Consider the following 13,034-nt stretch of genomic DNA (forward strand, 5'->3'; position numbering starts at 1 on the left):
GCGTCATGAACTCCCGTTTTGATCGTTGTCGGTCCTGGGGCGCACTTGAGCGTGTGCTGGTCCGGACCTTGTGCGTGGCCGTGCTGGCGACGCCAAGCGCGGCCTTGGCCGCATCCCACGAGCTCACGCTGGCGGAGGCGGTGCGCTTGGCCACCGAGCGCGCGCCCATGCTCGATGCACGTCGGGCCGGTGTATCGGCCGCGCAGGAAGAAGCCGCTCGCGCTAGCGCCTTGCCTGATCCGATGCTGACCGTGGGCATCGACAACCTGCCAGTGACCGGCAGCAACGCGTTTAACAGCCGCGTTGACGATATGACCATGAAGAAGATCGGCCTCCGGCAGGAGATTCCCTCGCGGGCCAAGCGTTCGGCGCGTCAGTCCTTCGCCGCTAGGCAGATCGACGAAGCCCAGGCGCAATCACAGGCCGAGGTGCTGTCCATCCGTCGCGCTGCGGCCGATGCCTGGATCGCGGTCTGGGCGGCGCAACGTCAATTGGGCGCGTTGCAGAAGTTGCGGGAACAGGCGGTGTTGGCTACGAAGGTGTCGAAGGCGCGGGTGGCCGGTGGTGGCGACTCGGTGAGTGACGCGCTGGCTACCGAAGCGGCGCTGCTGGAACTCGACAACCGCATCGAGGCCGCGCGGGCCGAAAAACTGGCGGCCCAGGCCGGACTGGCGCGCTGGCTGGGCGACGCAATGGTCGAGGTTTCCGATCAAGCCCCGAACCTCGACTCGCTGCCCGTCTCCGAAGCCCGATTGCTGGAGGAGGTGGATCGAGTAGGGCCGTTGCTTCCCGCCACGGCTCAGCTTGAAACCGCCGCGGCTGCGGTCGATGTCGCCCGCGCCGACAAACGCCCGGACTGGAGCGTGGGTGCGTCCTATGGCCAGCGTGCCGGTGGTCGCGACGACATGATCATGTTCGAAGTGGGCATCGGCTTGCCGTTGTTCTCGCGCAATCGACAAGATCGCGGCGTTGCCGCTCGCGAAGCGGACTACCAGGCTGCATTGGCTACGCGGGAAGATTTGCGCCGTCAGGAAACGGCACGCATTCGTGCCGACCTCGCACGGTGGGAAGGGTTGAAGCGTCAGGTCGCCCTGCACGAGGACTCCCTCTTGCCGCTTGCGCAGGACCGCAGTGCGACCACGCTTGCGGCGTATCGCGCCGGCGGCGAGCTGCAGCCGTGGCTCAACGCCCGACGTGACGAACTTGATGTCCATCTCGCGCACGCCGAACACCTCGGTGAACTCGGACGTGCCTGGGCCGCCTTGGCCTTCCTGCTGCCCTTGGAGATGCAGCCATGAACACCACTCATCGCGGCGTGGTCATTGCTGCTGTTTCGCTCGTGTTGGTCGCCGCGGTTGGCCTCGGCTACTGGTGGGGTTCTCACGGGGGTACCTCCGCCAGCGACACCGCAAGCCCGCAGTCCGCCGAACGTAAAGCCCTGTATTGGTACGACCCAATGGTGCCCGACCAGCACTTTGACAAGCCCGGCAAGTCGCCCTTCATGGACATGCAATTGGTGCCGAAGTACGCCGATGAAGCGACGACCGAAGGCGTTGCCGTTGCACCGGGTGTGCGCCAAAACCTCGGTATCCGCACGGTGGTGGTCAAGCGTGGCCAATTGACGGCAGCCGTCCGCGTGCCCGGCACCATCGGCTGGGACCTGCGCCAGGAACGCATCGTCAGCGCACGCGTCGACAGCATCGTCGAGCACCTGCACGTACGCGCCCCATTTGAGCCAGTGCGTGCGGGGCAACCATTGGCCAGCATCATCGCGCCAACTTGGGGCACCGCGATTGCTGAAGCACGAGCGCTAAGTGGAGCCCGCTCGGCCGCAGCACGTGAGTTGCAGTCCGCCGCCCACGAACGACTGCGTGCGTTGGGATTGCCCAGTGGTGCAGGGCAGGGCGGACGACTCACGTTGACCTCGCCCGTGACCGGCGTCGTCAGCGAAATCGGCGTGCGCGAAGGTCAGTCCGCGCCGATGGGCACGCTGCTATTCCGCGTCAACGGTACCCGGACGGTCTGGCTCGAAGCGTCGATTCCGCAAGCGGGAATCGCGGGCATCGCAACGGGTACGCCGGTGGAAGCGGCTGTCGACGCGTTGCCAGGTGCGACCTTCCAGGGTCGCGTGGAAACGCTGCTGCCGCAAGTGGACATGAGCAGCCGCACGCAGCGAGCCCGCATCGTGCTGGACAACCCGGACGGCCTGCTGGCACCGGGCATGTTCGCGCAGATCACCTTGCAGCCAACCGCGAGCGTCGAACGGCCGCTGGTACCGACGGACGCGTTGATCGGAGCGGGGGCGCAGGCCCGCGTGATCGTGCTCGGCGCCGACGACACGTTCCATCCCGTGCGCGTGCAGACCGGTCGCAGTGGCGACGGCATGACTGAAATTCTTGCGGGGCTGAAAGGTGGCGAGAAGGTGGTGGCCTCGGGGCAGTTCCTGATCGATTCGGAAGCGAACCTGTCAGGCGCACTCGAACGCCTCAATGCCGGCGCGGGCGATGAAGCAGCGAATATGCCGAGCGATGTCATGCCCGGTATGCCTGACATGGCGATGCCGGCTCCGCCTGCACCCGCGCGCCCGACACCATCCGTGCCGTCCAAGAAGAAGGCGCCCCCAGCCGTTGCAAAGCCAGCGGTCACCGCGTCACCCAAGGCGCGGCAATGCCCGGTGGCCTATTGGTACGACCCGATGGTGCCGGATCAGCGCTTCGACAAGCCCGGCAAGTCGCCCTTCATGGACATGCAACTGGTGCCCAAGTTCGCGCCTGGGGCGACCCCGGATTGCACGATCCGTGATGTGCCCGCTGTGGAGCGACAGCCATGATCGCCCGCATCATTCGCGCTTCCATTGCCAACCGGCTGTTCGTGCTGGTGGCCGCCATCGCGTTGGCGGCGACGGGCATCTGGTCGGTATCGCGCACGCCGCTCGATGCCTTGCCCGACCTGTCCGATACGCAGGTCATCATCCACACCGAGTGGCCCGGTCAGACGCCGCGCATCGTCGAAGACCAGGTCACCTATCCGTTGACCACGACCATGCTGTCGGTGCCGGGGGTCAAGGCGGTGCGCGGCTTCTCGTTCTTCGGCGATTCGTTCGTCTACGTGCTATTTGACGACAAGACCGACTTGTACTGGGCGCGTTCGCGTGTGCTCGAGTACCTGAGCCAGGTGCGTGATCGCCTGCCGGCGCAGGTCAGCCCGGCGATCGGGCCGGACGCCACGGGCCTAGGCTGGATCTACGAGTACGCGTTGGTGGATCGTACCGGCAGACACGATCTCGGCCAGTTGCGTGCGTTACAGGACTGGTTCCTGCGCTACGACCTCAAGACCGTGCCCGACGTGGCCGAAGTCGCAAGCGTGGGCGGCATGGTCCAGGCCTGGCAGATCACGCCGGATCCGCAGGCATTGGCCGCCCGCGGAATCACCATCACGCAGCTCACGGATGCCATTCAGGCCGCAAACGGCGCCACCGGCGGTTCGGGAATCGAGCAGGGGGGAGCCGAATTCATGGTGCGCAGCGAAGGCTACCTGCGGTCGCGCGAGGATTTCGAACGCGTGCCGGTGACAACGGGCGCCGATGGAGTTCCTGTCCTGCTGCAGGACGTGGCGATGGTGCAGCGCGGGCCGGCCTTGCGTCGCGGCATCACCGAACTCGACGGTGAAGGCGAAGTCGCCGGTGGCGTGATCATCCTGCGCTCGGGCAAGAACGCGCTCGCCGCGATCAAGGCGGTGAAGGCGAAGCTGGCGGAGCTGAAAGCAAGTCTGCCTCCGGGCGTCGAAATCGTTCCAACCTACGACCGCTCCGGGCTGATCCTCGAAGCCGTGCACAACCTCACACGCAAGCTCGGCGAGGAATTCCTTGTGGTGGCGTTGGTGTGCGCGTTGTTCCTGTGGCACGTGCGCTCCTCGTTGGTGGCGGTGATCACCTTGCCGTTGGGCGTGCTCGCGGCCTTCATCATCATGCACATGCAGGGCATTACCGCGAACCTGCTGTCGCTCGGTGGCATCGCGATCGCGATTGGTGCGATGGTCGATGCGGCCGTGGTTATGATCGAGAACGCGCACAAGCACCTCGAACACTTCCGCGACGAACACCACCGTGAGCCAGGGGGCGCTGAGCGCTGGGAACTGATGGCAGCTTCCGCCGGCGAGGTCGGCCCGGCGCTGTTCGTCAGCTTGCTGGTGATCACGTTGTCGTTCGTGCCGGTGTTTGCCTTGCAGGCGCAGGAAGGACGGTTGTTCTCTCCGCTGGCCTACACCAAGACCTATGCCATGGCCGCAGCGGCAGGTCTGTCCATCACCCTGATTCCGGTGTTGATGGGCTACCTGATCCGCGGCCATATCCGGTCCGAGAAAGACAACCCGCTCAATCGCATCCTGATTGCGCTGTATCGACCGGTATTGGATGCGGTGCTGCGCTTCCCGAAGCTGACCTTGGCGCTGGCCGGTGTCGTGTTACTGGTGAGCCTGATTCCGTTCTTACGTCTGGGCAGCGAGTTCATGCCGCCGCTGGAGGAGGGCACGTTGCTGTACATGCCCTCGGCATTGCCCGGTTTGTCCGCCGGCAAGGCATCGCAGTTGCTGCAACAGACTGATCGCATGCTCAAGACGGTGCCCGAGGTGGAACATGTCTTCGGCAAGGCGGGAAGGGCGGAGACCGCTACCGATCCGGCGCCGCTGGAGATGTTCGAGACTACGATCACCTTCAAACCGCGCAACCAATGGCGGCCGGGGATGACACCCGAAAAGCTGCGCGAGGAACTCAATCGTGCAGTTAAGGTGCCGGGCCTGACGAACCTGTTCGTGCCGCCAATCCGCAACCGCATCGACATGCTGGCCACCGGCATCAAGAGCCCAATCGGCATCAAGGTGTCGGGCCCGGACGTGGCCGTGCTGGCGCAGCTGAGCGATCGTATCGAGCGAGTGGCACGCAGGGTGCCCGGCGTGAGCTCCGCGCTGGCCGAACGCATCGCCGGTGGTCGCTACATCGACGTGATGGTACGGCCCGACGTTGCCGCACGGTATGGCTTGAGCCAGGCCGATGTGCAGCGGTTGATTGCGACGGTGGTGGGTGGCGAACCGGTCGCGGAGACCATCCAGGGCCGCGAACGCTACCCGGTGGTGGTGCGCTACCCGCGCTCGATCCGCGATTCGCCGGCCGCGCTCGCGGAGTTATCATTGCTCGCGCCCATTGGCGTGCAGCTGACTTTGGGGCAGGTCGCCGAGCTGAGTTTCAGCGAAGGCCCGCCAATGTTGCGCAGCGACAACGCCCGCCTCAGCAACTACGTTTACGTTGATGTGGCCGGACGCGATCTCGGTTCGGTGGTTGCCGATCTGCAACGTGCGGTCGCAAAGCAGGTGCCAATGCCAGCCGGTTACGCCGTGGGCTGGTCCGGTCAATACGAGTACCTCAAGCGCGCCAGCGAACGCTTGCGCGTGGTCGTGCCTGCGACGTTGGTGATCATCTTCGGCCTGATCTACCTGGTATTTCGACGCGCATCGGAAGCCGCGATCATCATGCTCAGCTTACCGCTCGCACTGGTCGGCGGCTTGTGGCTGATCTGGGCCATGGGCCATGCCGTATCAGTCGCCACGCTGATCGGGTTCATCGCACTGGCCGGCGTTGCCGCCGAGTTCGGCATCATCATGTTGCTGTACCTGCGTCACGCGTGGGAGCGACAGTTGGCCGTCAATCCCAATGCCGGCGAAGCAGAACTCGATGCCGCCATTCGTGAAGGTGCCGTGCAGCGCGTACGCCCGAAGGCGATGACCGTGGCCGTGATTCTCGCCGGTCTGTTCCCGATCCTGATCGGAGGCGGTGCCGGCTCGGAGGTGATGCAGCGCATCGCTGCCCCCATGGTCGGCGGCATGCTCAGTGCGCCTCTGCTGTCGATGCTGGTGATCCCGGCGGCCTATCGCTTGCTGCAACGGCATCGCCTGCAGCGATCACGCAAATCACGTCCTGGCCCACTTTCTTCGTCGGCGTTGCCGACATGGCGGACACGGTGAGCGCCCCGTTTGGTGCTCGTCGTGCCACTTCCTCTGCCTATCAGGAGGTTCCCATGAAGCTGCAACTGACATCACTCGCCATCATCCTGCTGCTCCCGGTCGCTGCCGCGGCCGCGCCGCGTGATCGGGCGCCGGTCGGCTCGGTCCATCAGATCAGCGATCATCAACTCCAAGTATGCTTCAAGCACACGTCGAGACCGGACGTCGGCACATCACTGGCGATCCAGCGCGGCTTCGTCGCTTACAAGAGCAGCGGCGCCACGCTATACAGAACCATTGGTCACGCGCGCGTCACCGCTGCCGAAGACTCGTGCGTGACCGCTGAGCTGGTGGACGGCGCCGCGAACCGCTACGACCGCGTCATCACGGAGGACGTGACTGCTGCTGCCCAAAAGGGCGACGGCGATTGCCCTTGCTGACGAAGTATGACCACCTGGGCATTCGCAGCTGCGCGGGTGGTCTTTTTTGTATCCATCACCTCAACCAAGGAGAACTCATGAAAACGCCTACCCTCGTACTCGCGCTTGCTCTGCTGACCGCCTGTTCGTCGCCATCAGGGGATGCGAATGCCCCCACGTCGGCGAGCCATCCGGAAACACCCGCAGAATGGAAGGCATCCACGACGGCGTCAGCCTCCAACGAATCGATGCCCATGCCAGAAATGGCTCCGGCGGCCACTAGGGCGTCGGCTAGCGGCACCGTCGAGGCGGTCGACACCGCCGCCAAGACCATCACGATTGCCCATGGGCCGATCGATGCTCTGAAATGGCCGGCGATGACCATGACCTTCAAAGCCCCTGACGTGGATCTGGCCACCCTGAAACAGGGCGATCAAGTTGGCTTCGAACTCACCTCGACCGGCATGGATGGCACCATCACAAAAATAGCGCGCAAATAGTGCGCGTCGGCAAATGGGGCGCGCACGGTCGCGCCCCAGGCGTTGGCTGCTCTGTCTTGGAAGCGAAGCGTGTAATCCGGTTAGACTAAGTATTACTTAGTTTAATCGAGCCTAGCGGACGCGCATGATTCCTGCAGACGAACTCGCCAGGCTGATGCATCAGGCGCTCTCCGACAAATCGGCGGAACCGGCCTTCTTCCGTGCACTTCTGGATGCGACGGTCTACGCTCACACGCCTCGCAATGGTCGTAGTGGACGTCTGTGTTTCATCCAGTTCACAACGCCTGATGGTCTGACGGTGTTGCCATTCTTTACTGAAGAATCGCAGGCGAGAATCGCGGCCGGGTCTGCCGCAACCGTCGTGGTGCTTGCCGGGCGTCAATTGTTCGAATGGACGCGGGGTGCGACACTGATGCTCAACCCAAACGACGTCAGTTGTACCTTGTATCCCGAAGAGATCGCAGCGTTGCTCGATCACGGAGAGGTAGCCATCGTCGAGCGGGTTGATACGGGTAGTCAGCAGCTTTGGGTAGGGCCTGCCAGCCAGAGGCCTGCCTGGTTGGTCGACCGGTTGATTGCGCTTTACGCGGGTCTGGATTGTGTCGCGGCGGCTTATCTGGCTGACATCGGTGCACCCGAAGGCTCCGAACAGCCAGGACTGTTGGTTGCCGTCTCTGTGCCGTCGAAAGATGCTGAGCGTGTCGCCCGCGCCACGACGACGGAATTGCAGCCGCACTGCCAAGCGCTACGTACCAGCGTCGACATGACCGCTTTTGAACCTGGCGATCTGCCGGGTTGGTTAAAGGACGCCAGCCTTGAACCGTTCTATGTGCGGGCCATGGGCGAGCGTATACGCCTTGGTCCTCAGGGCCTGCAGTAATGGCTTCGCCACGAGAAGGTGAAGTTCTCGCTGAGCAGGTAGCTACGGAATTCGTACATGCGTTGTTCCCGAGTTTCCGCACGCCAGCGTTTTTAGCCTGCCTAGACGATTTGTGCGCCAAAGCAGTGCTCGCTGCAATTTCGCGAGCGGCAGGTGCCAGGGGAGTTGCCACAGAGATCATCGATCTGCGTCCTGCGCCTACTGAGCGCCTCGCTGAGATAACCAAACGGCTATGTGGGTTTGAGGGTAGGCGCGAGCGGAAGGATGCGCCTGCGGTCAGCGTGCTTGTGCTGGATGGGTTCGATCTACTGGAAGGAGCGGACAACGAAGGGCCGACCTATCCATTCCGTTCGGAGTTTCAATTCGACGAAGATTTCCGCTGGCTCTTCATGGGGCGCGATTGGCGCCGACTCCGGCGGCTATTTGGCACCTACCGTCTGCCGCTGTATCAAGCCGCGTCTGATCTCACGCCTAAGCTTTGGCGAGCGTAATGAGGCAACAACTACGACAACTTGCGCTCATTAAGTAATTGATATTCATATTGTTTATTGACTTTTCTTCTGTTTCAAACCCTTCAGATCTGCTGTTTAGAATCCCGTTCTATGTCCGCTTCCGACGAAGTCACATGGCTGGTAGGGTTAATGCACGTTGTCAGCTAGCTTCCCCACGAACGATGGGGCCATGGTCAAAAGTGCACAGCTAAAGGAATTTTTAAAGTGTTCGGCTCTGTTTCAAATCGGCGGGTTGAGGCGCCTAAAATTGGTCTGTTTGCAAAAAAGTGTCCAAGCGGGCGCCGCGCCCTAGCAGATCTGGTTCCGCTCGACGCCAACAACCGCGCGCTGGTCGCCGCCGGCCTGCGACGCCTGCGCGGCGGACGCGGTTGCGCCGGCCTGCAGGCATTGGCCGAGATCTCCGGCCGCGAGGCCGCGAAGCTGAGTGCGGCCGATATCGGTTTCGCGATTGCCCCGCGCCTGAATGCCGCGGGCCGGCTGGAGGACATGTCGCTTGGCATCGAATGCCTGCTGTGCGACGACGCCGCGCGTGCGCGCGAGCTGGCGGAAATCCTCCACGGCATCAACGCCGAACGCCGCGGCGTGCAGCAGCAGATGACCGACCAGGCCGCGGCGGCGCTTGCGCGGCTTGCCGGCGACGAAGGCGACGCGCCGATCGCCGCGTGCCTGTTCGACCCGGAATGGCACCCGGGCGTGGTCGGCCTGGTCGCGTCGAAGATGAAGGACCGCCTGCACCGGCCGGTGATCGCGTTCGCGCCGGCCGAGCCGGGCAGTGCGACGCTGCGCGGCTCGGCGAGATCGATTCCCGGCTTCCACATCCGCGACGCGCTGGCCGCGATCGACGCCGCGCAACCGGGGCTGATCGGCAAGTTCGGCGGGCATGCGATGGCGGCCGGCCGGTCGCTGGACGAGGCCGGCCTGCCGGCGTTCCGCGACGCTTTCGCCGCCCATGCCGCGGCGGTGCTGGCGCCGGAGCAGGTGCAGGCGGAAATCCTCAGCGACGGCGAACTGCTGCCGCACGAATTCGACCGTGCCCACGCCGAGGCCCTGCGCGACGGCGGCCCGTGGGGGCAGGGCTTCCCCGAACCGCTGTTCGACGGCGAATTCGGGGTGGCCGACTGGCGCGTGGTCGGCGAGCGCCATCTCAAGCTGGTGCTGCGTCTCGAAGGCCGCCGCGAGCCGCTCAATGCCATCCACTTCGGCGGCTGGCGCGATATGCCGCCGCCGCCGCGCGTGCGGCTGGCCTATCGGCTCGCCCCCGACGATTACCGCGGCGGGCAGGCTATCCAGCTGCTGGTCGAGCATCTGCAAGCGGCGTCGCCGGCGTAGCCTTCCACTTCAGCCCGAACAGCGGCCGCAGCGGCGGGATGCGGCGGACGATTTCATAACCGCCAAAACACGCGGCGAAGGTCAGCGCCACCAGCAACGGACCTTCCAGCAGCACCGGCAGGTCCAGCGGCTTGGACGCATGCGCCAGTACGACGATCACGCTCTGGTGCAGGATGTAGACCGGGAAGACCGCCGGCGTGAGGTAGCGCAGGGCGCGGCTGTCGGCGTTGCGGAAGCGGTACGCGAAGCCGAATGCGGCGGCGATGGCGCACCACTGCTCGATTGCCCACGTCACGCGCAACAGCATCCGCATCGCGTCCGGCGGCGGATTGTCGTCGCCGTAACCCGAGAAGTACCAGACGCCGATCAGTGTCAGGTAGCCGGCCAGCGCCGCGGCCAGTGCGGTCCAGCGCCGGCGTTGCAGCGATTCCCAGAATCCGTCCGCGAACGCCAGCAGGTAGCCCAGCAGGAACATCGGGAAGTACTGCGCATGGTTGTACCAGTCGTCGACGAGGTCATGGGTCGACCCGAAGCGCCCCACCAGCGCCAGCCGGGCCAGCGCCAGCCACAGGACCGGCCAGACCAGCACGCCCGCGCCGGACAGCCTGCGACCGAGCCATGCGCCGACGGCCTCCACCGGCTTCGGCGCCAGCTTCGACACCAGCCACAGCACGACGGTGTACGCCCACAGGTAGGCGAGGAACCACAGGTGGTTCCAGGTCGGGCTGTCCACGCAGTCGCCGGGCGCCGTGCAGTAGATGTCGCCGGCCCGCAGGTAGGTGGCCATGAAGGCGGCATAGCCCGCGTGGTAGCCGCCGGGCACCTTCTCCGCCAGTTCCAGGTAGACCTGCGGCGGCACCACCACGAACATCCCGAACAGCAACGGCAGCAGCAGTCGCCACGAGCGCGGGCCAAGGAAGCGCCCCCCGTCGCGCCGTGCCTTGCCCAGCAGGAAGGCGGTGGCGACGCCCGACACCACGAACAGCAGCGACATCCGCCATGGGCTGGTCAGCAGCATCAGCGGCTCCAGCGCCGTGCCGGCGTACGGGCTTTTCACGTGCCAGTCCCAGCTCACGTAGTACATGCCCACGTGGTAGAAGACCAGCAGGCCGAAGGCGCAGATGCGCACCCAGTCGATGTCGTGGCGGCGGGACATGGCGTGCTCCGGTCGGGAAGAAGGCGCGCAGCTTCGTTGGCCGTGGCCGGGCCCGCCAGCGGGAAGTGACCGGTGGCGGGGAAAAGGGGCGAAGCGCAGGCCGGCGGGGACGATCCGGGGCGGGTTGCGGCCCGGGCGGCATAAAATGCGCGGATGAATCCGCCGGCCCCCACCGCCTACGAACGCTTCCAGCCCTGGCGGCGCAGCTTCGAGGTCGGGTTCTGGGTGTTGCAGTACCTGATCGGCGCGGTTGCCAACAGCATCACCGTCAACATGGACGTGCGCCGTTTGCAGCTCGGCTTCACCGCCTGGCAGCCGGCGGTCTGGGAGGCCAGCAGTTCGCTGGTCGCGCTGGCCCTGGTGCCGGCCGTGGTGGTGTTCACCCGGCGCTGGCCGTTGCACCTGGACAACTGGCGGCGGCTGTTGCCGCTGCACCTGCTGGGCAGCATCGTCTGGTCGGTCCTGCATGTCGCCGGGATGGTCGCGATCCGCAAGGCGGTCTACGCCAGCCAGGGGCAACACTACGACTTCGGCCTGTGGTGGTGGGAATTCGGCTACGAATACCTGAAGGACGTGCGCTCGTATGCCGGCGTGATACTGACCATCGAGGGCTACCGGCTGCTGATGCGGCGCCTGCAGGGCGAGGCCAGCCTGCTGTCCGCGCCGGACGACGGCCTGCCGCTCGAGCCGGTCGAACGGCCCGAGCGCTTCCTGGTGCGCAAGCTGGGCCGCGAGTTCCTGGTCGCGGCCAACGACATCGAATGGCTGCAGGCCGCGGGCAACTACGTCAACCTGCGCGTGCGCGGCCACGACTACCCACTGCGCAGCACGATCGCCGGAATCGAAGCCAAACTCGACCCGGCGCGCTTCGCGCGCATCCACCGCAGCTACATCGTCAACCTCGACCAGGTGGCCTCGATCGAGCCGCTGGACACCGGCGACGCCCGCGTGCACATGAAGGACGGCGCGACCCTGCCGGGCAGCCGCACCTACCGCGGGGAACTGCGCGGGCGGCTCGGCGCCGAGCCATGAAACCCCCGCGTTTGCTAGAATCGACGGCCATTTTCCGCATCGTTTCCCCGCCATGATCGAACTGAACCCCATCCGCCAGCGCATCGCCGACCTGCAGGAACGGTTGGCCTCGCTCCGGGGGTATCTTTGACTACGATTCCAAGCGCGAACGCCTGGAAGAAGTGAGCCGGGAGCTGGAAAGCCCCGACATCTGGAACAACCCCGAATACGCCCAGCAGCTCGGCCGCGAGCGCTCGCTGCTGGACAAGACCGTCAACGGCATCCGCGAACTGGACGAAGGCCTGTCCGGCGCCAGCGAGCTGCTCGAGCTCGCCGAGATGGAGAACGACGACGACACCGCGCAGGCGGTTTCCGACGACGTCGAGCGCTACTCGAAGGGCGTGGAGAAGCTGGAATTCCAGCGCATGTTCTCCGGCGAGATGGATTCGGCCAACGCCTTCGTCGACATCCAGGCCGGCGCCGGCGGCACCGAGGCGCAGGACTGGGCCGAGATGCTGCTGCGCATGTACCTGCGCTGGGCCGAATCGCGCGGCTGGAAGGTCGAGCTGATGGAAGCAAGCGCCGGCGAAGTCGCCGGCATCAAGTCGGCGACGTTCCGCGTCGAGGGCGACTACGCCTACGGCTGGCTGAAGACCGAGATCGGCGTGCACCGGCTGGTGCGCAAGTCGCCGTTCGACTCCGACAACCGCCGCCACACCAGCTTCACCAGCGTGTTCGTCTCGCCGGAAGTCGACGACAACATCGACATCGAGATCAACCCGGCCGACCTGAAGACCGACGTGTACCGTTCCAGCGGCGCCGGCGGCCAGCACGTCAACAAGACCGAATCGGCGGTGCGCATCACCCACGTGCCCAGCGGCGTGGTCGTCGCCTGCCAGACCGAGCGCAGCCAGCACGCCAACCGCGACCGCGCGATGAAGATGCTGAAGGCCAAGCTGTACGAGATCGAGATCCAGAAGCGCAACGCCGAGAAGAACGCGCTGGAAGCCACCAAGTCCGACATCGGCTGGGGCAGCCAGATCCGCAACTACGTGCTCGACCAGTCGCGGATCAAGGACCTGCGCACCGGCGTCGAACGCAGCGACACGCAGAAGGTGCTGGACGGCGACCTCGACGAGTTCCTCGAAGCCAGCCTGAAGGCCGGCCTGGACGCCGGCGCCAAGCGCATCGACGCATAATCCATCCCACCGACGTTCCCTTCGTTCCCCTGCA

The 13,034-nt window shown here is 65.2% G+C and carries 9 protein-coding genes and 1 pseudogene; 9 read left to right on the forward strand and 1 reads right to left on the reverse strand.

Going from position 1 to position 13,034, the window contains the following annotated elements; genetic code table 11:
- Window positions 1-5 precede the first annotated feature (5 nt).
- The 7 genes and pseudogenes from CSC71_RS06950 to CSC71_RS06980 all read left to right on the forward strand — a co-directional run.
- On the forward strand, window positions 6-1,298 hold the full coding sequence (locus CSC71_RS06950) for a TolC family protein (RefSeq protein WP_162373640.1): 1,293 nt from the start codon (window positions 6-8) through the stop codon (window positions 1,296-1,298).
- A complete protein-coding gene (locus CSC71_RS15535; protein WP_162373641.1) occupies window positions 1,295-2,830 on the forward strand; it encodes an efflux RND transporter periplasmic adaptor subunit in 1,536 nt (511 codons plus the stop codon). The genes CSC71_RS06950 and CSC71_RS15535 overlap by 4 nt, the downstream gene beginning before the upstream one ends.
- Window positions 2,827-6,015: an efflux RND transporter permease subunit gene (locus tag CSC71_RS06960; RefSeq protein ID WP_162373642.1), complete on the forward strand. Its 3,189-nt coding sequence runs from the start codon at window positions 2,827-2,829 to the stop codon at window positions 6,013-6,015. Before CSC71_RS15535 ends, CSC71_RS06960 begins: the two co-directional genes overlap by 4 nt.
- A gap of 53 nt (window positions 6,016-6,068) precedes the next feature.
- Window positions 6,069-6,434 (forward strand): hypothetical protein, encoded by a 366-nt coding sequence (locus CSC71_RS06965; RefSeq protein ID WP_162373643.1) that lies wholly within the window; start codon window positions 6,069-6,071, stop codon window positions 6,432-6,434.
- A 77-nt stretch (window positions 6,435-6,511) separates the two neighbouring features.
- A complete protein-coding gene (locus CSC71_RS15545) occupies window positions 6,512-6,913 on the forward strand; it encodes a copper-binding protein (protein ID WP_246192056.1) in 402 nt (133 codons plus the stop codon).
- A gap of 124 nt (window positions 6,914-7,037) precedes the next feature.
- Window positions 7,038-7,793, forward strand: a complete 756-nt coding sequence (locus CSC71_RS06975) for an enhanced serine sensitivity protein SseB C-terminal domain-containing protein (protein ID WP_162373644.1) — start codon at window positions 7,038-7,040, stop codon at window positions 7,791-7,793.
- Between the two features lie 800 nt (window positions 7,794-8,593).
- Window positions 8,594-9,634, forward strand: a pseudogene (locus tag CSC71_RS06980) (DHHA1 domain-containing protein); the annotation flags it as partial.
- Here CSC71_RS06980 and CSC71_RS06985 read toward each other — a convergent pair.
- On the reverse strand, window positions 9,588-10,790 hold the full coding sequence (locus tag CSC71_RS06985; RefSeq protein ID WP_162373645.1) for an acyltransferase family protein: 1,203 nt from the start codon (window positions 10,788-10,790) through the stop codon (window positions 9,588-9,590). The pseudogene CSC71_RS06980 and the gene CSC71_RS06985 sit on opposite strands and share 47 nt — an antisense overlap.
- Window positions 10,791-10,943: 153 nt before the next feature.
- On the opposite strand from CSC71_RS06985, the gene CSC71_RS06990 reads away from it, so the two are divergent.
- Together CSC71_RS06990 and prfB are read left to right on the forward strand one after the other, a co-directional pair.
- On the forward strand, window positions 10,944-11,822 hold the full coding sequence (locus CSC71_RS06990) for a LytTR family DNA-binding domain-containing protein (RefSeq protein ID WP_162373646.1): 879 nt from the start codon (window positions 10,944-10,946) through the stop codon (window positions 11,820-11,822).
- 52 nt (window positions 11,823-11,874) lie between these two features.
- A protein-coding gene (prfB, locus tag CSC71_RS06995; protein ID WP_162373647.1) for a peptide chain release factor 2 occupies window positions 11,875-13,000 on the forward strand; the annotation gives its coding sequence in 2 pieces (ribosomal slippage) (window positions 11,875-11,949 and window positions 11,951-13,000; 1,125 coding nt in all).
- Window positions 13,001-13,034: the final 34 nt, after the last annotated feature.

The sequence above is a fragment of the Pseudoxanthomonas sangjuensis genome (assembly GCF_010211755.1).
In the GTDB taxonomy this organism is placed as follows: domain Bacteria; phylum Pseudomonadota; class Gammaproteobacteria; order Xanthomonadales; family Xanthomonadaceae; genus Pseudoxanthomonas_A; species Pseudoxanthomonas_A sangjuensis.

Bases quoted from the DNA above. Each gene is read 5' to 3' on its own strand.
- CSC71_RS06950 (WP_162373640.1), top strand. From the start codon at position 6: ATGAACTCCCGTTTTGATCGTTGTCGGTCCTGGGGCGCACTTGAGCGT.
- CSC71_RS15535 (WP_162373641.1), top strand. From the start codon at position 1,295: ATGAACACCACTCATCGCGGCGTGGTCATTGCTGCTGTTTCGCTCGTG.
- CSC71_RS06960 (WP_162373642.1), top strand. From the start codon at position 2,827: ATGATCGCCCGCATCATTCGCGCTTCCATTGCCAACCGGCTGTTCGTG.
- CSC71_RS06965 (WP_162373643.1), top strand. From the start codon at position 6,069: ATGAAGCTGCAACTGACATCACTCGCCATCATCCTGCTGCTCCCGGTC.
- CSC71_RS15545 (WP_246192056.1), top strand. From the start codon at position 6,512: ATGAAAACGCCTACCCTCGTACTCGCGCTTGCTCTGCTGACCGCCTGT.
- CSC71_RS06975 (WP_162373644.1), top strand. From the start codon at position 7,038: ATGATTCCTGCAGACGAACTCGCCAGGCTGATGCATCAGGCGCTCTCC.
- CSC71_RS06985 (WP_162373645.1), bottom strand. From the start codon at position 10,790: ATGTCCCGCCGCCACGACATCGACTGGGTGCGCATCTGCGCCTTCGGC.
- CSC71_RS06990 (WP_162373646.1), top strand. From the start codon at position 10,944: ATGAATCCGCCGGCCCCCACCGCCTACGAACGCTTCCAGCCCTGGCGG.